This is a genomic window from Bacillus sp. AY3-1 (assembly GCF_008368785.1).
Lineage (GTDB): Bacteria > Bacillota > Bacilli > Bacillales > Bacillaceae_G > Bacillus_A > Bacillus_A wiedmannii.
Map to the genome: position 1 here is coordinate 473,511 of NZ_QORZ01000016.1, position 20,452 is coordinate 493,962.

Annotated in this window: 20 protein-coding genes and 2 pseudogenes; 14 read left to right on the forward strand and 8 right to left on the reverse strand. The window is 35.4% G+C overall.

Features of this window, described 5'->3' with window-relative positions; genetic code table 11:
• Nucleotides 1-129 precede the first annotated feature (129 nt).
• The 6 genes and pseudogenes from DN389_RS13720 (at nt 130) to DN389_RS13745 (ending at nt 5,079) form a co-directional block, all read left to right on the forward strand.
• Nucleotides 130-1,173 carry an ArsR/SmtB family transcription factor gene (locus DN389_RS13720; protein WP_088122431.1) on the forward strand — a complete coding sequence of 348 codons (1,044 nt, stop codon included), beginning with the start codon at nt 130-132 and terminating at the stop codon, nt 1,171-1,173.
• A 51-nt stretch (nt 1,174-1,224) separates the two neighbouring features.
• Entirely contained in the window at nt 1,225-2,445 is a 1,221-nt protein-coding gene (locus tag DN389_RS13725) for an MFS transporter (RefSeq protein WP_149237272.1), read from the forward strand.
• 97 nt (nt 2,446-2,542) lie between these two features.
• Entirely contained in the window at nt 2,543-2,869 is a 327-nt protein-coding gene (gene hmoA, locus DN389_RS13730; RefSeq protein ID WP_000469503.1) for a heme-degrading monooxygenase HmoA, read from the forward strand.
• Nucleotides 2,870-2,977: 108 nt separating this feature from the next.
• A complete protein-coding gene (locus DN389_RS13735) occupies nt 2,978-3,565 on the forward strand; it encodes a hypothetical protein (protein ID WP_098190403.1) in 588 nt (195 codons plus the stop codon).
• Between the two features lie 78 nt (nt 3,566-3,643).
• A pseudogene (locus tag DN389_RS13740) lies at nt 3,644-4,239 on the forward strand (nucleotidyltransferase family protein).
• A gap of 336 nt (nt 4,240-4,575) precedes the next feature.
• Nucleotides 4,576-5,079, forward strand: a complete 504-nt coding sequence (locus DN389_RS13745) for a GNAT family N-acetyltransferase (RefSeq protein WP_098190402.1) — start codon at nt 4,576-4,578, stop codon at nt 5,077-5,079.
• 290 nt (nt 5,080-5,369) lie between these two features.
• Here the strand turns inward: DN389_RS13745 and lsrF are convergent, their stop codons facing one another.
• From lsrF to DN389_RS13765, 4 genes are read right to left on the reverse strand one after another with little or no spacing between them, the layout of a single operon-like run.
• Nucleotides 5,370-6,152 (reverse strand): 3-hydroxy-5-phosphonooxypentane-2,4-dione thiolase, encoded by a 783-nt coding sequence (gene lsrF / locus DN389_RS13750; protein ID WP_000219776.1) that lies wholly within the window; start codon nt 6,150-6,152, stop codon nt 5,370-5,372.
• 6 nt (nt 6,153-6,158) lie between these two features.
• Entirely contained in the window at nt 6,159-6,521 is a 363-nt protein-coding gene (locus DN389_RS13755; protein ID WP_046959771.1) for a cupin domain-containing protein, read from the reverse strand.
• A 26-nt stretch (nt 6,522-6,547) separates the two neighbouring features.
• On the reverse strand, nt 6,548-8,110 hold the full coding sequence (gene lsrK, locus DN389_RS13760) for an autoinducer-2 kinase (protein WP_149237273.1): 1,563 nt from the start codon (nt 8,108-8,110) through the stop codon (nt 6,548-6,550).
• Complete coding sequence (locus tag DN389_RS13765) at nt 8,110-9,042, reverse strand: sugar-binding transcriptional regulator (RefSeq protein ID WP_098190400.1); 933 nt, start codon at nt 9,040-9,042, stop codon at nt 8,110-8,112. The genes lsrK and DN389_RS13765 overlap by 1 nt, the downstream gene beginning before the upstream one ends.
• Before the next feature lie 197 nt (nt 9,043-9,239).
• Here DN389_RS13765 and DN389_RS13770 point away from each other — a divergent pair, with 197 nt between their 5' ends.
• From DN389_RS13770 to lsrB, 4 genes are read left to right on the forward strand one after another with little or no spacing between them, the layout of a single operon-like run.
• Nucleotides 9,240-10,721: a sugar ABC transporter ATP-binding protein gene (locus tag DN389_RS13770; RefSeq protein ID WP_098190399.1), complete on the forward strand. Its 1,482-nt coding sequence runs from the start codon at nt 9,240-9,242 to the stop codon at nt 10,719-10,721.
• Nucleotides 10,718-11,671 carry an ABC transporter permease subunit gene (locus DN389_RS13775; RefSeq protein ID WP_098190398.1) on the forward strand — a complete coding sequence of 318 codons (954 nt, stop codon included), beginning with the start codon at nt 10,718-10,720 and terminating at the stop codon, nt 11,669-11,671. Before DN389_RS13770 ends, DN389_RS13775 begins: the two co-directional genes overlap by 4 nt.
• Nucleotides 11,668-12,657, forward strand: a complete 990-nt coding sequence (locus DN389_RS13780) for an ABC transporter permease (RefSeq protein WP_137014024.1) — start codon at nt 11,668-11,670, stop codon at nt 12,655-12,657. The genes DN389_RS13775 and DN389_RS13780 overlap by 4 nt, the downstream gene beginning before the upstream one ends.
• Entirely contained in the window at nt 12,654-13,697 is a 1,044-nt protein-coding gene (gene lsrB, locus DN389_RS13785) for an autoinducer 2 ABC transporter substrate-binding protein LsrB (RefSeq protein ID WP_098068323.1), read from the forward strand. The genes DN389_RS13780 and lsrB overlap by 4 nt, the downstream gene beginning before the upstream one ends.
• Nucleotides 13,698-13,743: 46 nt before the next feature.
• Here lsrB and DN389_RS13790 read toward each other — a convergent pair whose 3' ends face one another.
• The gene (locus DN389_RS13790; protein ID WP_000069156.1) at nt 13,744-15,246 is read right to left on the reverse strand and encodes a malate:quinone oxidoreductase; all 1,503 of its coding nucleotides are present in this window, start codon (nt 15,244-15,246) and stop codon (nt 13,744-13,746) included.
• A gap of 381 nt (nt 15,247-15,627) precedes the next feature.
• Between DN389_RS13790 and DN389_RS13795 the strand changes: the two genes are divergently transcribed.
• Nucleotides 15,628-16,674 (forward strand): DUF2332 domain-containing protein, encoded by a 1,047-nt coding sequence (locus DN389_RS13795; protein ID WP_088122423.1) that lies wholly within the window; start codon nt 15,628-15,630, stop codon nt 16,672-16,674.
• Nucleotides 16,675-16,718: 44 nt separating this feature from the next.
• Here the strand turns inward: DN389_RS13795 and DN389_RS13800 are convergent, their stop codons facing one another.
• Nucleotides 16,719-17,201 (reverse strand): hypothetical protein, encoded by a 483-nt coding sequence (locus tag DN389_RS13800; RefSeq protein ID WP_098190397.1) that lies wholly within the window; start codon nt 17,199-17,201, stop codon nt 16,719-16,721.
• Between the two features lie 131 nt (nt 17,202-17,332).
• On the opposite strand from DN389_RS13800, the gene DN389_RS13805 reads away from it, so the two are divergent.
• Both DN389_RS13805 and DN389_RS13810 read left to right on the forward strand, forming a co-directional pair.
• Nucleotides 17,333-17,911 (forward strand): sigma-70 family RNA polymerase sigma factor, encoded by a 579-nt coding sequence (locus DN389_RS13805; RefSeq protein ID WP_098190396.1) that lies wholly within the window; start codon nt 17,333-17,335, stop codon nt 17,909-17,911.
• Nucleotides 17,901-18,899, forward strand: coding sequence for a hypothetical protein (locus DN389_RS13810; RefSeq protein WP_149237274.1), 999 nt, complete (start codon nt 17,901-17,903; stop codon nt 18,897-18,899). Before DN389_RS13805 ends, DN389_RS13810 begins: the two co-directional genes overlap by 11 nt.
• Nucleotides 18,900-18,968: 69 nt before the next feature.
• Here DN389_RS13810 and DN389_RS13815 read toward each other — a convergent pair.
• Nucleotides 18,969-19,313, reverse strand: a pseudogene (locus DN389_RS13815) (GNAT family N-acetyltransferase); the annotation flags it as partial.
• A 23-nt stretch (nt 19,314-19,336) separates the two neighbouring features.
• Nucleotides 19,337-19,717, reverse strand: a complete 381-nt coding sequence (locus tag DN389_RS13820) for a VOC family protein (RefSeq protein WP_060487169.1) — start codon at nt 19,715-19,717, stop codon at nt 19,337-19,339.
• 179 nt (nt 19,718-19,896) lie between these two features.
• Between DN389_RS13820 and DN389_RS13825 the strand changes: the two genes are divergently transcribed.
• Nucleotides 19,897-20,388, forward strand: a complete 492-nt coding sequence (locus DN389_RS13825; RefSeq protein WP_149237275.1) for a nitroreductase — start codon at nt 19,897-19,899, stop codon at nt 20,386-20,388.
• Nucleotides 20,389-20,452 lie beyond the last annotated feature (64 nt).

A 20,452-nucleotide genomic window follows, 5' to 3' on the forward strand; every position in this document is an offset into this window, starting at 1 on the left:
AAAAAGCTCCTATTCTTCTTAATTTAGAATGAATGTGTTTCAACTAAAATTTTATTAATTCTAAAAAAATAGAAGGTAAAATTCGATGAAAATAGAATTTAATATATAGCAAACAAGGAGGGGATAAAAATGGAGGTCTATCACATAACGAGTAGAAAGAGGGAAACTTATAACATTCAAGTGAAATATTCGATACTTTTCGAATGTGCACTTGGCATTGCAGCAATTACTCATAAAAGGTTAATCGATACTCTTGAAAAGAGTCAAAATGAATGGGAAGAAATTAAGGAATCCTTAACAGAAGAAATGAGAGAGCACTTACAGTTTGTAGAAGAACATAATACGTGGAAAGCGTTACTTCAGTTGTTGTATAAAGAGGATTTTCAGGACTTAGCACAGTTTCATGCTAAAATCGATTCGCTTTCAGAAGTAGATTTGAAATATATATGCTTACCGTTTTTAGGCGAGAAGTATGAAAAGAAAAGACATTTAGCAGCAAGTGGAGACGTAACTGCAATATATGAACTAGAGGAGCTGACACAAGATCATCAGTTTTTCTCTACGTATATTCGTTTTATATGTAATATCGATGTGCAAAAACTAAAGAACCATTTAGTAGCCGTTATGACAGGGTGGTATGAGAGTGTTATTCAGAAAGAGGAGGAGCAAATACTTTCTATATTGCAAAGAGATTATGAAGCGAAAAATGAAATGAATAAAAAGATGAAACCAGAAGAGTTTGTCGAGTGGGCGACTGGCGGTGTGAACTATATGCCAGAACCAAGTGTTCATTATGTACTTCTTATCCCGCAAATGACGTACAGACCGTGGAACATTGAGGCGGATATTGAAGATACGAAAGTATTTCATTACCCAGTCGCAAACGAAAGCATCCATCCTGAAGATCTATATGAACCGAATTATTTTTTAGTTCAAAAACATAAGGCACTTGGGGATGAAGCGAGGCTACGCATTGTAAAAATGTTGTTCGAACAAGAACGGACTTTGCAGGAAATTACAGAAAGACTGCAACTCGGTAAATCGACAGTACACCACCATTTGAAATTGTTACGTGCAGCGAAGTTAGTTGATATACATGAGGGGAAATATGTATTGAGAAAGAAAGCAGTACAGTCGTTAGCGAAAGAATTAGATGCGTTTTTAAATAGATAATATGCAACTAGAATGCACATAAAGGGAGGAATCTAGTAGAAAAGTTGGTGTATGAAATTGAAAAATATATTGAAAAACCGTTCGTTCTTTTATATGTGGATTGGCAGTGCAATTTCAGAGTTAGGCGGGGCTTTCGAAACGTTATGTAATTCAATTCTTGTTTACGAATTAACAGGATCAAAAACAGCATTAAGTAGTATGTGGTTATTATATTTTATCCCGTCACTCATACTACAACTAATAAGTGGACCATTTATTGATAAATGGAGCCGGAAGTGGATTATGATTTTTTCGCAATGGGTGCGAGCTTCGATTTTTTTATTGCCGTTAGTCATGTTACTTACTAGTAGTATAGAAGTTTGGCACATATATGTCGTCCAAATAATAATCGGACTTATTACGCCGCTTTATACACCTGCAAGTCAAGCAATTACACCGAGTATTGTAAGTAAAGAACAGCTTCAAGACGCAAATGCGTATATTGATGGAATGGCTCGTCTTATGATGTTTCTTGCGCCCGTATTAGCCGGAGTAATCATTCATTTGATTGGAACAGAACTTACATTATCTTTCGTATGTATTTGTCTATTTGTTAGTGGTGCATTATTACTTAATATAAAAGAAAAGAGAACAAAACAATCTATTCGGAAAACGTGGTTAGAACAGTTTCTTCACGGTTTTACATATTTTTTCACAAAACCAGTTATCGTTTGGCTCGGTATTTTTCTTACTTTCGTGCAATTTGGAGTTGGGGTTACGCTAGTTACAAATCTTCCCTATATAAAAGACGAGCTGTCAGCCGGGTATGCGGAGTTTGGTTATTTTATGGCTGGTTTCCCGTTTGGCTATGTAATTGGATCAATACTAGTCGGAAAAGTAACATATAAAAGCCGGCGTATACTTATGCTTGGTGGATTGTTTATAGGAGGACTCACATACATTTTTCTAGGGTTCAATCATAGTATAGTAATTGCGGTGTTCATTGAAGTAGTTGCAGGCATTTGCATTGCCTTTTTCAATGTTCATAACACAACGATATGCCAACAAACAGTACCAAACAATATGATAGGGCAAGTATTTTCAGTGCGGTTATTTTTCATACGATCCGCTATGCCGTTAGGTGTGTTATTAGGAGGCATACTGAGTGAAATGTGGGGAGTGAGAGCACTATACTTTATCATCGGTGCGATTATATGTACCATTTCTTTAATAGGAATATTACTTCCGTATTTCAAATTTTTAGATGAGGCGATAGAAGAGAAATCAGCATAATTCAAATAATTATAACTTTTTAATTGAAAATAATTATCATAATCAACTATAATAGAAGAATACTAGTATTCGTATTACAAAGAGGGAGTGGGATTATATGTTTATCGAAACGAAAACATTTACAGTAAAAGAAGGTACATCAAATATAGTTGTAGAACGTTTCACTGGAGAAGGTATTATTGAAAAATTTGAAGGCTTCATCGACTTAAGCGTTCTTGTGAAAAAAGTAAGACGCGGCGACGAAGAAGTTGTCGTTATGATTCGCTGGGAATCTGAAGAAGCATGGAAAAACTGGGAAACAAGTGAAGAACATCTAGCAGGACATAGAGCGAGTCGTGGTAAACCAAAACCAGATCATATCATTAACGTGGATCACGCAGTTTATTATGTGAAATCATCGAAAGCGGCTTATCAACAGTCGTAATATATAGTTAAAGTTAGAGGATATTTGTTTATTAATAAACAAATATCCTCTTTTTTTTGATTTATAGTAAAATATGGATGTAATATATATTTAATTGTTTCATTATAAATGGAGGTAAATGAAGTGAAAAAAATGTTACTAATGGCAGCTTTAGCGACGACATTATTATCAGCATGTAGTAATAATAAAGTGGAAGAAGAAGTATCTAAGAATGAGGAAGAAAAACGTGAAAGTAGTGCAAAAATAGTAGAGCGGAAGGAATATATCATTATTGATAAGAAGTATAATGATATATTTCTAAAAGATGCTAACTCAAATAAAGAAGATAGTGTGAAGGTAAGTTTAAATGATTTAAATCCAACAAAATGGGAGGCACCTGTAAGAAACGGTATACCAGATATAGGTGATCATATTTCTTTGGAAAAAGAAGAGGGTAAATATACACCTATATTAGTAAAAGATCTTGTTGGTGAAATAAAATATGATGGTACAATTAAATACAAAATTTTAGAAGCAACTAATAAATCAGTAAAGTGGCTTCCACTAAATAAAGAGAACAATGGAGGGGCTGTTCCACCAGAAATGGTAAAAGTAGTGAACGCTTCGAAAATAAAAGCTGGAGATATTGTTACGATTCAAGATAAAACCAAAAGCAGTAAAGACGCAATTGTATATGAACTAACAATTATTGAATAAGTATGTAGAAGATTATAAGAGAACTACAATATATTTAGGTAACGAATAACTTCATAATAATATGTTTGGAGGTTACGAATGTTAGAAGCACAAATATCTATTAAACATGAACAACATAAAAAATTAGCGCAAACCATAGTAGCTGAAATCTTATCTATAAATAAGATAACTGGATGTATGCTTATCGGATCTGTCGCAAGAGGTGATGCATATCCTGATTCAGATTTAGACTTCTATGTTCTTTTAGAAGACGGACAAAATAAGAAATTTCATTCTGAAACGAGAGAAGAAATTTTATTTGATAAAAGCGGCGAGTTGAAAAAGTTAAAGGAAATAGCTACATATGAATTTGAAAACTATCGTGTTTCTAGCGACAAAGTGAAGGGCATTTCTCATTGGTTGCATAGTTCATTAATTAAAACTCAATCTGCTTTGAAAGCAAATGGTTAAAAGCTTCATACATAGTTCAAACTTCAATTTGGACATTGTTAGATGGGATATGGGCTGTTAATAATAAGCCTACACCGCCAGCGGGATCTGCTTTGAAGTATATTGAAACATTATCTATAGTACCAACTAATTTTGAAGATTATATAAATAGACTGTTTTTAGGTGATACGAAGGACCGTATTAAAGCAGCAATTGAGTTAATTGAGTGGGTGCTTTATAAATAATGCTGTCTAATATTGTCGGTAAATCGATATTTTGCGTCGAATCGTTGATATATTGAGAAAATCGTTGATATAATTCAAGTTACGATTGATATATTTGGAAAATCGTTGATATAAATTTCATATACTGTATAAGAAGCAACTAAAAGAGCGTAACCTAGTCAAATTTTTAAAATGAAGTTTTATAAAAAGGTCTATTTTGCAAAGGAATTACTTATGCATAAAATAACAATAATGTATCTTAATGCAAGAAAATCTAGAGAATCAAGCAGGTTTCCCATATAGTAAAGTACGAAACTATTATAAGTAGTACAGTGAAATCAATAGGAGGTTACCGCTATGACAGCTGTTTTTAAAGATATGGCGTTTCAGTTAAAAACGGAACGACTCGATCTGAATATGTGGGAGGAATCTGATGCAGTCTGGCTGAGACAATTAATTGGTGAACGTGGTGTGGACATGCCAACCATTGAATCGGTTCGTAGCTCTCTTATCGAAATGCGCAAGAAAGCAACTGAAAATGGTATTTCTCTTCTTACTATACGTAGGCGAGAAGAAGGGGATTTCATCGGATACTGTGGCTTAATTATTGGTCGTGCCACGCTTGAAGAACCGGAGATTGCATATGAGTTGTTCCAAAGTGTTCATCGTAATGGTTATGCGACAGAGGCAGCATCAGCAGTGCTTGAGGCTGCGATTGCTACAGGTCGCCATAGACTTTGGTCTACTGTAGGTGCTTGGAATACAGCGTCTTTCCGGGTATTAGAAAAGATAGGATTTAAGCGGCATCACAGTACGTTTGGTGAACGCGGTGAGATTGTTTGGAATGTGCGCGATCTGTAGAAATCTGACTAAATCCGGAACAAAAAAATGTAAAAGAAAACCTCTATGTTAGGTTACTTAGTAATCTAACATAGAGGTTTTTCTTTATAGTAAATATTAATTTTGTATATATTTAAGAGTAATAGTCTGTCGTTTATCCCGCTTTAATGGGCAGTAAGACCCCCACCTCAAAATTCAGCGAAAGCAAAGAAGTTAGGTGGGGGATCAACTGCCCCTAAAAGTCCGATTGGTTCAACTAATAATCAGTGGGGGATGAAGAAAACCCCCACTGATTAAAGTTTCACTTTATTTTAATTTTTTACATCTTCGAATAATTGGAGTGCCTCTTTCACATTCAATCCATTCTTTACAATGCCATGAATCGCTTGAATCATCGCAGCAGGATGTTCAGATTGCCATATGTTTCGGCCCATATCTACGCCGATTGCGCCTTCTTGCAGTGCATTGTACGTAATGTTTAATGCGTCTTCAATTGAATCGAGTTTTGGACCACCAGCGATTACAACTGGGGCAGGGCAAGTGCTGGTGATTTTTTCGAATCCTTCGCAGTAATACGTCTTAATAATGTCAGCACCCATTTCAACACATACGCGGGAAGCGAGTGCTAGAAAGCGTGCTTCACGTTTTTGTAATTCTTTCGCAACAGCGGTAATACCGAGTACTGGTAGACCGTAATCGTGAGCTTCTGAAACTACATTTGCGAGATTTGAAACAGTTTGTGTTTCATAGTCTGATCCGACGAAAACAGAAACACCGACGCCAATTGCGTTTTGTTTTACTGCTTCTTTTACTGGTGTAACAATTGTTTCATTCGCTAAATCTTTACCGACGACAGTAGCTCCACCTGAAACACGCATAACCATCGGTGTGCTGCAGTTTTCAGGAATACAGGAGCTAAGTACACCTCGAGTTAAAAAGAGGGAATCTGTGTAAGGAAGTAAGTTTTTAACTGTTTCAAGTGGCTGTTCTAGCCCGTGAATGGGTCCTAAAAAGTAGCCGTGATCTATCGCTAACATAACCGCTCTTCCATCAGGTAAAATTGTATTTAATCGATTTTTAAATCCCCAAGTCATTAGAAATCACTCCTTCGTTAATGTTGGATTTTCCGTTTGTACCGTATCTTTATTTGGTAAATGTGGTGACTTAATAAAAACTGCTTTAAAAGGTTTGTCAGAATGGTTAATAAGATAGTGAGATTCATGAGGGCGAACTTGCAATACATCGCCTTGTTTAATCGGAACTTTTTCGTTATTCACATAGAAATCAATTTCACCTTCTAATGCATAAAAGACTTCCTCGCACGTCGTATGGTAGTGATTTTGAAACTCTTGCCCAGGCTGAATGACAACAAGGCCAAGATCAATATTCGGACCTTGTATTAAATATTTCGGCCCATTATCACCGAAGCGATAGGAGAAGTCATTTTCATTCGCTTTTAACATACTTTTTCACTCCTTTATGTAATGTGTTACAGAGCACCAGGCGCAATCCACATATGTGAGGTGAGACCTTTATCAGCTAAAGCGAGTTGACTATCATACACAGTTTTCCATGTTTCATAGAATTCTTTATATAGTTCATGATTTTCAGTAACTGGTTCAAATGTGTGCTCCCACTGTACGAACTGTTCAGCAGTTTCTTCCATAGCTGAATATATGCCAGCGCCAACTCCAGCAGCAATCGCAGTTCCTAAAGCAGCTGCTTCTTTCACAACAGGTACTTTTACAGGAATACCAAGGACGTCCGATAAAATTTGTGGCCATAGTTTTCCTTTAGCAGCACCGCCAGCAAAAACGACTTCAGAAGGGAATGTCCCTGTGAGATTTTCTGTTAATTTTAAGTTGCCAAGTGTAACGAAGGCAGCATTTTCTTCAATAGCACGGAACAGTTCCTTTTTTCCGCATTTGTCTGCATCTAAACTTAAATTTAAAAAAGAAGGTGCGGCATGACGCCAAGAAATGTAGTTCATAACATTTGAAAAGGTAGGGATAATGCCATGTGAACCAACAGGTACGTCTTTCGCTTGTTCTTCTAATAATGCATAAGCATCTACACCGAGTTTGTCAGCAAGTTTCTTTTCCTCATGGCAAAAAGCATCTCGAAACCAGCGCATAACAAGGCCTGGGAAAAAGGAAATCGTTTCATATTGCCAAAGGTTAGGTATAACGTGACAATTTACCCGAATGGAAGCATGTGGATCTGTTTTTGGTTCTGTAACATTGACTTCTTGTTGCCAAAAACTACCTCCGCATATTAACGTTTGATTAGGTTTCACGACTCCTGTTCCAAGTGAGGCCATTTGTGCATCTCCGCCCCCGGCGACGACAGGAATTCCTTCACATAATCCAGTTAATGCTGCACACTCTTTTGTGACGTTGCCAATTACTGTACCCGCTTCATTTACTGTTGTTGAAAATGGTAACGTTAAACCGCACTCGATAGCGACATCGTTATCCCATACTCTATTTTGTAGGTCAAAAATACCGGATGTACATCCATTTGATGGATCGATTTGCAGCACGCCGCTTAATTTATATAAAATCCAATCGTTTAACATCGTAAAAGAGTGAATAGCATTATAGACGTCTGGTTCATGTTTCTTAATCCAAAGTAGGCGGGGTAAAGCACCTAATGAAAAAGTTTGACCAGATCTTGTATATAATTCTTCTTCAAGATGTGACCGAATTTCTTTTAGTTCACTAACTTCGGCGGATGCGCGCCCATCAACATTTGCACAAGCCCAAATTTCTTGCCCATCTTTATCATATAAAACAAAACCTTCTCGCATACTAGTAGCGCTAATAGCTTGAATAGAAGAGGGCGAGACATTACTTCTTTGTAAAACTTCTTTCGTGCATTGTTGTACTAGCTCCCAGTTTTCTATTACATCAAAATTCATAGAACCTGGATAACAAGGATCCGTTTTATGAACCCATTCTTTTTGACTGACTGCAATTTGATTACCTAGTAAATCAAAAAGAACAGCTCGAATGCTTCCTGTACCAGCATCAAAAGCTAATAAATGAGACATTAACAATCACCATCCTTTCGTAATAAGGAGAGGGCCGTTTCCTCATCGGTAATTAATGTATGAATGAACTTTCCTTTTAAGGCACCATAAATTGCATCTATCTTTTCTATACCTCCAGCAACACCAACGACATGTTTCATTTTGCGCAGAATCGAGAGCGGCGTACCAATTAGTCGATTATGATGTGGGAGCTTTAATAAATCACCATTCGTATTATAAAACTGCCCTAAAATATCGCCAGCACCGTTTTGACTACGAATATATGTCATCTCACGTAGTGTTAATTTTTCTTCTTTTACAATAGTTGCGTCTTGGGATAGCCCGCCAATACCAACAACTGCTGTATGAGCAAGTGAAGCGACATGAAGCATATCTTTTACACTCGGTTCTGATAGAATACTTTGTGCCATTTCGGTTGTAGATGCTAGAAACGGCGTAGGGATAATGTGAAAATCGCCTTGCATGTAGTGAAAATAGTTTTGTTTTCTCGGGAGATAGTGATTTACTCCGCCTGTTAGCGTTACAATTGAAAGATTAATAGAAGTTTCAAAATGAATGTTTTCTAGCATTTTGCTAATCGTTTCACCCCAGCCAATGCCGAGTAAATCGCCTTGTTGGAGCTGAGTTTCTAAATACTGTGCAGCAGCTTTTCCGAGAGAAGCGTGATAATTGTTTATTGGAGTAGGGATAATAAAAACATCTTTTAAATGGAATTTTTTCATTAGGTCACGCTCAATACTTAAACAGTGTAAACCAGTCCCTTTTACGTGAAATGTAACGATACCTTCACTGCGCGCCTTATCTAATAATCGGACAACTTTATTTCTTGAAATGTGAAGAAGTGAAGCAATTTCCTGTTGTGTTAATTGGTCTTTATAATAGTACCAAGCTACTTTAGTTAATAAATTCTCTTCAAAGTTCAGCTGTGTCATACGCGTCATCCCTTTCAACAATTGACCACTGCTTAAACATATGTGCCATATATTTTGTTTATTCCAGTTGAAACGATTAATTGTCTGATGAAAAAAGTGTTCTAGATATGAAAAAAGAAATATACAATGCTACAAAACAAGTAGAACAAATAATCATTTTCTCAAAAAATGTTCTGGATGAAGGCAGGTGACATCATGTGGAGAACGTACCTTTATTACATGTAAAGAAAATGAGTAAGGCGTTTTCAAATCAACTTGTGTTAAAAGAGGTGAACTTACAAGTAGAGCGTGGCGATATATACGCTTTAGTTGGAGGGAATGGTGCTGGAAAATCAACATTAATGAAAATATTAACGGGGTTATATTCGTATGATAGTGGAGAAATGTATATAAAAGGAATGAGGAAACAGTTTGTAAATCCGGAAAAAGCACACCGAGAAGGGATTTACTTAATACCACAAGAACCACTCATTTTTCCGCATATGACCATTGAAGAAAATATATGTATCGGACTAAAAGGGAAGAAAAAGGAATTAAAAGTAAAGATTCAGCAATTGATTGACAGTTTAAGATGGGATATTGACCTTAAAGAATTAGGAGGATCACTATCCATTGCGCAGCAACAGTTAGTAGAAATCGTTAGAGGATTAATACGGGAAGCCGAGATTCTTATTTTAGATGAGCCAACATCGACATTAACAACTCACGAAATAAAGAGTCTTTTTGTGCTGATGAAAAGTTTACAAGAAAAAGGAATTGGAATGATATATATTACGCATCGCTTTCCAGAAATCTTTGAAATTGCCAACAAAGTAGCGATATTACGTGATGGAATGATTGTAAGCCAAGGTGATGTATGTGACTATACATATGACATGCTAATGGAGGGGTTATTGCCGAAAGGGTATAAACAAGAAGAGAAAAGAGAAATAGTGCAAGAGACAAAAGAAACGAAAAAAATATTAGAAGTAATTGATATAACGAGTCACGCATTCGAAAATATATCATTTACTGTACATGCTGGAGAGATTGTAGGAATTGCTGGCATTGTTGGATCAGGCAGAACGGAATTAGCAGAAACCATATTTGGATTGAAGTCTATAAAATCAGGTTCTATTTTATTAGAAGGAAAATCAATTGATTCATGCTCTTTGCATAAAAGACTTAGCGAGGGATTAGTTTATGTGCCAGAGGATAGAGCAAGAAATGGTATTTTCTCAATTGCATCGGTTAAAGAAAATATGACTGCAGCAAGTTTACATCAGAATAGTCGCTTTTTCATTAACCAAGAAAAAGAAAGCGCTTTATTGAAGGCGTATATAGAACAGTTTCGAATTGTTGTACGAAGCATGGATGAAGTTCTAGCATCTTTATCGGGAGGTAATCAGCAAAAAGTCGTGCTTGCAAAATATCTTGCGTGTAATCCAAAAATTATTATTCTTGATGAACCGACTCGCGGAATTGATGCGAAAGCAAGGATTGAAGTATATGAGACGATAGAAAAAATGAAAAGAGAAGGACTCGCAATATTATTAATCTCTTCCGATGTTGAAGAAATCGTCCAATTAGTAAATCGTGTATATGTAATGCGAAATGGACAATTTGTTTCTCATTTAGAGAAACAAAATATGACTGTAGATGAAGTTACACGTCTTGCATACGGAGGTGTAACGGAATGAAACGTATGTATAAAATGCACGAAACATCTATCATACTATTATTACTCATTTACATTGCCATTGTCGGAATGATAAATCCAAGTTTCGTTCAGCTTAACTCGTTATCTTTAATGATGAAATCAAGCGTTATTTTAGTTGTGCTAGCAATTGGCCAATCGTTCGTCTTATTTACGAAAAATATAGACGTATCAGTCGGTTCAATTATGGGATTAAGCGCAGCTGTTTGCGGGATGTTGTTAACGGATGGATATCATACATTTTTGTCCATACTTGCTGCTATTTTACTTGGCGCTATTCTCGGTTTTATAAATGGGATTGGCGTTGCGAAGTTTCGGGTACCAGCTATTATTATGACATTAGGTATGTTAGGGATCATTAGAGGTGCGATGTTAATTTTCACAGGCGGAAAGTGGATTGAAGACGTACCAAACAATTTTAAGAAATTGTCATCGATCGTCATACTTGGTTTGCCGATAATTGTATGGGTTGTTCTTATTATTTTACTACTACTATACTTCTTTTTAAGGAAAGTGCCATTCGGAAGATACTTTTATGCGGTAGGTGATAATGAAGATGGCGCGAGACTCATTGGTATACCTGTTAATAAAGTGAAGATATATGCGTTTATTATATCTGGCATAAGCGCTGCGCTCGCTGGTTGCATATTTGTCATGAATATCGGATTCGTTCCAAATCAAACAGGCACCGGGATAGAACTACAGGTTATCGCAGCTGCTGTACTAGGGGGAATTCATTTAAAAGGAGGAACGGGTTCTATAGTTGGAGCTGCATTAGGAGCAGTATTTTTAGAGGCGATTAGTAGTTCACTTGTCTTTTTAAAAATACCTGCGTTTTGGAATAATGCTATTTCAGGGTTTTTATTATTAGTAATCGTTATATTAGATAGTGTTATGAAAAAGTGGAAGGCGGAAAGGAGGATGAATCTATGAAGTATTTGTACAGATGGGAAGGTGTTCTAATTGTATTACTTTTTATAGAATTCATTCTCTTTAGTTTTATAAGTAGTGATTTCTTAAATATTAGTAATCTCCTTTTTAGTACAAATGATTTTCTATTTATAGCAATCGCAGCGATACCAATGACCTTCGTTATTGTAACAGGAGGAATTGACGTTTCTGTAGGATCGATTATGGGGTTAACTTCGATTATAATTGGTGTACTTTGGATGAATGGAATACCTATTTTGTTAGCGGTCATATTAGCTCTTTTAATCAGCTGTTTAGCAGGAGCTTTAAACGGATTCATTATAAAAATGACAGACGTAGAGCCACTTGTCGTTACACTCGGAACAATGTTTTTATACGGCGGAATTGCACTCGTCATTTCAGGAGGGGCAGGTGCTTCTGGATATGAAGGGATAAGTGGTTTGCCTGACGCATTTGTACAACTGGCAAACGGTAGTTTTATAGGGATACCGAATTTATTATGGTTATTGATTATATTAACGATTTTATGCACTGTATTGTTTCACCGTACTATTTATGGGCGCCACGTCAAATTAACTGGTGCGAACGAAAATGCAGCAAAATACACTGGGATCAAAACGAAAAAAGTAGTCATCATCGCTTACATACTTTCCGGGTTAGGAGGTGGATTAGGAGGCGCTTTCTTAACTGCATATTTCGGCTCCGCACGTGCTGATATGGGAAGTGAAACGATTTTACCAATTATTACAGCAGTCGTATTAGGCGGGACACTTATTACAGGGGGAAAAGGAAGCATTATCGGTACTGTACTGGCGAGTATTTTTATAGGACTCATGCAGTATGGCTTGCAAATGACGGGTTTAACAAATGAACAATCTAACGTAGTTATTGGTATTATTCTTATTCTTTCAGTTATTATGAGACATTTCAAATTACATCAATTCACACCGTGGAAAAGAAAGAACTTGCATAAGGGGGAAATGTCATGAAGAGAAAACTGGGGATTGTATTCATTGTATGCATTTGTTTAATCGGTTTAATCGCTTGCTCTAGTCAAACGGCAGATAAGAAAAAGGCAGATGATGTGAAATTTGCATTCATCCCGAAATTAACTGGAGTTGGCTTCTTTACATCGGGTGGTGAAGGAGCAAAAGAGATGGGAGATAAGTTAGGCGTACATGTGAAATATGATGGACCGTCTGAAGCAAGTGTATCAGGGCAAGTGAAATATATAAACAACTTTATTAATCAAAACTATGATGCACTTATGGTCTCTTCTACGTCAGTAGATGGTTTATCACAATCATTACAACGAGCTAAGAAAAAAGGAATGACTGTTTTAACGTGGGATTCTGATGTGAATCCGAAAGACCGTTCATTTTATATAAGCCAAGGAACACCAGATCAACTTGCTAATTTATTAATTGAAATGACTTCCAAACAAATTGGGGATAAAGGAAAAGTAGCTTTCTTTTATTCTAGTCCAACGGTAACGGATCAAAACCAATGGGTAACGAAAGCGAAAGAAATTATTAAAAAGAAATATCCGAACTGGGAAATTGTAACGACGCAGTACGGCGAAAATAATGCGCAAAAATCGTTATCTGTAGGAGAGAACATTTTAAAAACATATCCAGATATTAATGCAGTCATTTGTCCGGATGCAACGGCACTACCAGCGATGGCACAAGCAGCTGAAAACTTAAAAATGGATAAAAAAGTAGTCGTAACTGGTTTTTCCACACCAAACGTTATGCGTGATTACGTAAAACGAGGAACAGTACAACAATTTGGATTATGGGATGTAAAACAACAAGGTGCACTCGCAACGTATGTAGCAAATGAAATAGTAGTAAAAGGAAAGAAGTTAAAAGTAGGGGATAGTTTCGAAGTAAAAGGAATCGGAAAAGTGAAAGTAGAGCCAAACTCCATCCAAGGTTATGATTATGAAGCAGAAGGAAATGGAATTATAGTATTACCAGAGCGGGTTGTATTTACGAAAGAGAATATTGATAAATATAATTTTTAGTAACGAAAAAACGTCCGAATAAATCGGACGTTTTTTAATAACTTCTTTAATTATGAACCGTTTCTTTTTCATTTAATCCAAGCGTACGACCTGTAGAAGTGTGAAGGTCTTGGAACAATCTTGGATTTTCAGTTAGTGAAATGCCATAAGAAGGAATCATTTCTTTTATTTTTTCTTCCCATTCTACCATGCGGCTTGGGAAGCATTTTTCTAATACTTCAAGCATGACGTGAACGGCAGTAGAGGCACCTGGTGAGGCACCTAGTAATGCAGCGATTGAGCCGTCAGCTGCACTGACAACTTCTGTGCCGAATTGAAGTGTACCTTTACCGCCAGCATCAGTATCTTTAATTACTTGTACACGTTGCCCAGCAACTACAATATCCCAATCTTCACTTTTCGCGTTCGGAATGAATTCGCGTAATTCTTCCATACGTTTTTCGTGAGATAACATAACTTGCTGAATTAAGTATTTTGTTAATCCCATTTCTTTTACACCAGCAGCTAACATCGTTAAGACGTTATTTGGTTTTACAGAACCAATTAAGTCAAGGTTTGAGCCAGTTTTTAAGAACTTAGGAGAGAACCCTGCGAACGGTCCAAATAGTAAAGCTTTTTTATTGTCTATATATCTCGTATCAAGGTGAGGTACAGACATTGGCGGAGCGCCAACTTTAGCTTTACCATATACTTTCGCATGATGTTGCTCGACAACTTTTTGGTTTTTACATACCATAAATAGTCCACTTACAGGGAATCCACCAATATGTTTTGATTCAGGGATACCAGTCTTTTGTAGTAGAGGTAGACTACCGCCACCGCCGCCGATAAAGACGAATTTTGCAGTGTGATGCTCAATTTTACCACTATTCATATCGTGTACTTTTACTTCCCACAAACCATTCTTTGTGCGTTTAATATTTTCGACACTATGTTTGTAGTTTAGCTCGACATTTTTCGTTTGTAAGTAATCAAACAACATACGTGTTAATGCACCGAAGTTAACATCTGTTCCAGAATCAATCTTCGTTGCAGCCATTGGTTCGTTAGGTGTACGTCCTTCCATAATGAGTGGAAGCCATTTTTTTAATGTTTCAGGAGCATCGGAAAATTCCATACCTTGAAACAGTGGATTTTTTGAAAGCGCTTCAAAACGGTTTTTTAGAAACTCAACATTTTTTTCACCTTGTACTAAACTCATATGAGGTAGAGGCATAATGAAATCTTGTGGATTACGAATTAATTTACTTTTTACAAGATATGCCCAAAATTGTCTTGAAAGCTGGAATTGCTCATTCACTTTTACAGCCTTACTAATATCTATAGATCCGTCAGATTTTTCGGAAGTATAGTTCAGTTCGCATAGCGCAGAATGCCCTGTACCTGCATTATTCCATTCATTAGAGCTTTCTTCCCCGGCACTTGCGAGTTTTTCAAAAACTTTAATTTCCCATTCAGGTGCTAATTCTTTTAGTAATGAGCCTAACGTTGCACTCATAATTCCTGCACCAATTAAGATAACGTCTGTTTTTTGCTGCATGTTGCTCATGATAATCTCTCCATCCCCTATATTGGCAAAAAAGAGTAGGTGTTTTCTATGTCTAAGCCGTAAAAGAGAAACACCGCCTAGGCCCCACCTAGGTATTTACCTTTTTTGTCTCAATTGTATAACCATCTCATACTCTATTATAATAATTAATAGACTAAAATATCTAGTGTTATCTGATAATTTTAAACTATTTAACGTTTTATTCGCCAAAAATCTTATTTAACAAGCTCTTTTAAGGTGATAAATAGAAAAAAATTACAGTTTGAAATTATCCCGAAAAAGCTTACGCATACGAAAGTGGGTAGAATGGATACCTTTTTATGGAATTTCTGGTCTTTAAATAGTAAGATTATTCCGTGATATTAAAAAGGAGGGATACCGATGCGTACACAAGAGCAAATCGCAAACTTATTTCGAAATTTTTCAATAAAGGAATGTAAAGGGTCAAGTGAATTATATGAATACTTATCAATACAAATTGCTGAAGATGAGGAAGTACTTACACTATCTTCCTATGCTCAAGTAGGCCAACCAGTCCCAAACTTATTATTAGGTGCTGTACATTATTTATTACTATCAGGGAAAGAACATCATTTAAAAATGTATTACAGTAGCTTAGTTGAAAATGCTAATACGGATTTAAATCAAGCTTTTGATTATTTTAAAGATTTCTGTAAAACGTATCGAGAAGAAATCATTACTTTATTACAAACGAAACTCGTTCAAACGAATGAAGTAAGGCGATGTGCGTACTTATACCCAAGTTTTTGTTACATATTTAATAAAGTGAAAAAAACATTAGCGTTAATTGAAATTGGGACAAGTTCTGGATTACAACTGTTCTGGGATCAATATAGCTATTCGTATGGAACAGATGTAACATACGGAAATATAAACTCGAATGTGCATGTAACTTCTGAAATAAGAGGAGAGAATGTGCCTCATTTTCTAAAAGAAAGTCCATCTGTCGCAGAAAGAATAGGACTAGATTTACATGTAAATGATTTACATAGTAATGAAGATTATTTGTGGCTACGTGCACTCATTTGGCCAGAGCATAAAGAAAGACTTGAAATGTTTGACCAAGCAGCATCTTTAGTGAAAACTGAATCTGTTCAATTAATAGAAGGAGACGGTGTGGAGCTATTGCCATCTATCATCGAACAAATAAGTAAAGATGCTATAATCTGTATTTTCCATACACACGTCGCAAATCAAATACCTGAACAAGTAAAACGTAAGTTAGAAAAACAAATCCAAGAAATCGGTGCAAAACGTGATGTATTCCACCTATATAACAACATGTGGGACCGGGACCTTCATATTGATTATTATATTAACGGAAACGAATATCGTGAAACGGTTGGAGAAACCGAAGGGCATGGAAGGTGGTTTAGTTGGAATCTTGGGAAGGAGACGCTTTGCTAGTGTTTCTTCAAAATAAAAAATAGCTAATGGGGCTATACCATTAGCTATTTTTTATTACATTCATCGGGAATGCAAGTGGAGATATCATTACAAGGTGCAGCAACTACAAGCCATTGCTCACATTGGACACCAGCTTGCCAACATTCATAATCATCATGAAAACCATTTACGAAAATAATTTGTCCACTTTCTAATGTAATAATTAAATGAGGGCTTTCTAAGGCGAGTTGTATATCGGTAACTTTTTGTCTTCTTATCTTAAATATTCTTTCATATTCTTCTTCCTCAGAATAACCTTCAAATTCATCTTCATTTAATGGGTATCTTTTTTGAGGTTTATTAAATAAATGCCATTTTGATTCGATATTGATATATAATTGTCCGTCATAATCAACTGAGTCGTGAAAGGTTGTGAAATGAATCTTTATAGCGCCTGGAGAAATACCAAATTGTAATCCATCAACTTGTGATCCGATGAATAGATTTTTTAACACTTTTTCAGCGTAAATTTTATCCTCTGTATTCATTCTTGAAATCCTCCTTTTCTTAAAAATATACTTTATATTTTTATTGTAATAAATAAATTTTCATGTAAAATGAACCTTTTGTGAAAAACGAGCGAATATAGTGTGAAAGATCATGAGAGGGGAACGTAATTTTGGAAGAAGTACAATTAAAAGAATGGCTATATCAAATGGAGTCTGGGGACCAAGAAGCCTTTCAAGTTATTTATGAGTACACATGTAAAGATATTTATAAAACAGTAGTATTTTTAGTAGGAAGTCAACACGAAGATGTAGACGATATAGTGAATGAAGTGTATATACACATGTGGAAATCCGTAACAAACTATGATATAAATCGTTCATTTCGATTTTGGTTACATGGACTAGTTGTGAAGCAAGTACAGGATTGGCGTCGTAAATCGTGGCGAAGGTTTCGGATTTTTGAAAAGAAAAAAATGTATGAACAAGATTGCTCTTACATAATGCATGAAGATATTTTACATAAGGAAACACGTAATGAATTAGTGGAGATTGTACACAAATTATCTTATAAGCATCGTGAAGTAATAATTATGCGTTACTTCCATGAATATAGTATGGAGGAAATTGCTGCACTTCTTCAAATCCCTATCGGTACAGTGAAATCCCGGTTACATACTGCACTAAAACGATTAAGAGCTGAAATGGATCATATGCCAGACATAAGAGAGGGAGAAGTAAATGGATTTTGAAAAATATGTAACGAATGAATTGAAAAGAAAAGCAGCGAATATAGAGCCTTCTCCTAATCTGGAAGATAAAGTACAAGCTTCTTTTTATAAATACCAAAAGATGAGGAACAAAGAAAAAACTTCTATGAAGAAAAAGTTATTACTTGGCTTTGTTGCTGCTGCTATTTTAATACCGACTGGTACTTTTGCAGGTACAACATTAATGGATAAAATTGTAGGGACACCAGAAAAAGCAAGGCAAGATATGGGAATGACTGAGGATGGTTATAATTTAGTAATGGAACGTATAGAAATTGCTAAAAGTATATTTACAGAAGAGGACTTTGAAAAGTATGTAGCTTTATTACAGGAAACGTACCATTTTTATAAGAAAGTAAGTGTCGTAGAGAATGGTGAGAGACAATATACAGCTACAAATCGTTTAAATGCTGATGAAGAAAAAAGAGATAGAGAAGTAATGGAACAATTAAATATATATGAAGAAAGAATAAATCAACATTTTACCTATACATTTGAACAAGCTGAAAAAATAACTGGTTTTCCAATCAAGCATCCAACATATATTCCGGTTGGACATCAATTAGTATTTGAAGAAGTAAAAGCAGAAGCGACATTAGACAAACCTGTGCCGTTGATTACGATGAGATATGAAAATCGTAATGTAAAAAAAGAGCCACATACTTCAGATGTAGAATTAGTTTTTACAATTCATCAATTAGAAATCGTTGAGGGAGAATATAAAGATTATTTTCTTGATAGACCATTTGATAAACCATCTAAAAGAGGACAAAATTTTACTGGAGATATAAAAAAATATACATTAAATGGCTATGACGTTACATTCGGTGAGTATAAAGAATCGAATGTACGAGCTATGGAAATAGTGGTACCTGCAAAAGAAGGGAAAAATGCATATCAAATCTATATAAATGGTAGTATGCTTTCTAAAAAAGAACTTGAGAAAGTTATACTTTCGATAGTTGAATAGGGCGTAATATGTAAAGAAATGCTACTTTTAGTTCAAAAGCAGCATTTCTTTTTTATATAGTTAAATAATTATACTCAAAATCTCCTTAGGGAATCCATATCTTTTTCCCCAGTGCTCTGGCAAAATCATATAACCAATTTCAGCCTCTTTAACATTATCCTCGTTTACCGTAACATGTCCAAGATTGATATACTCATTTGTAATAGAATCATATACTTTATAAGAGCCGAATAGTTGATGATTTTCATTGCGCTTTACCAGCCTTGTAAAGTCATTTTTCGCTTCATCTAACGGAATAGCGCGTTCGGTAATTTGCGCCATTACTTCTTTATTGAATACGAGTTGGAAATATAAATTAAAATCTGTTTCTTCAAATTTAGCTTTTGTATAATATTCCTCCAAACTAATTTTCATTTGTTCTTCAGAAAAAAGATAAATTAAATCGTAATTTCAATTTGATTACCTTCAGGATCGCTTATCACACTTTCGTAATAGCCATCTCCAGTGAAACGTGGTCCATTTAATAAAGGATAACCATCATTTTTCAATGTTGTAGTTAATTCATTTACACGTTCTTCACTACCGACAGAGAAAGCCATATGAGCATAGCCAGTTATGTTGGGGTTAGGCTCTTTTTCTATACCTTTTTTACGCATAATTTCAAGTCTTGCACCAGATTCGAACGTAATAAAATAAGATTCAAATTGTTTTGCTTTATTATGATATAAAGAGTTCGCTTTACCATTAAAGTACTTTGTATAAAAAGAACGCATTAATTCTAAATCATTTACCCATATTGCAATATGTTCTATTTTCATAGTTTTCACCAATCCTTACTTAACTAATTTGGCTTTCACTTTATAAAAATTGTTTTTGCATTGCAAGAATTTTGATTGGGTGTTAAAGGTGTTATTAATTTTTGGTTATTTGTGAGCATACAATATGTAATTAAGTAAAGGAGAAGCATAGTAATTAAAGAAAAAGGTGAATGAAGCATATGAATCCATTTGAGCAAATGATGTACGTTGGTGTCATTATGTCTATTGTACTATCTGTAATGATTTTAGGATCTTTATATTATAATCCTCGTCTTTCGTTAACTGAATATCCGAAAGATATTCAAAAGGTAGTTTTTCCAAAATCGATTCATGAAAAAAAGCAAACAATCTACTTTAATATTGCATATAATGCTATTCTTTTCGGTACGCCTGTCGTTTCTACATATATACTACATAAACATGAAAAATTATTATATGTTGATGCCTATTTACATACTTTTGGTATTTTAATGATTTTCAATTTAGTAGATTTGTTTATAATTGATTGGCTAATCTTTTGCTGGATTACCCCGGAATTTGTTGTTATTCCTAGTACAGAAGGCATGAAGGGATATAAAAATTATAAGTTTCATTTAAGAGGGGCCATAATCGGCACAAAATTTTTAGCAATCGTAAGTTTGTTTTTGGCAGGAATTGTGACAACTATTTAGTATGAAGAGTTTATAGAAGATAGTGAGATTTATCCCGCGTTAACGGACAGTAAAACTCCCACCT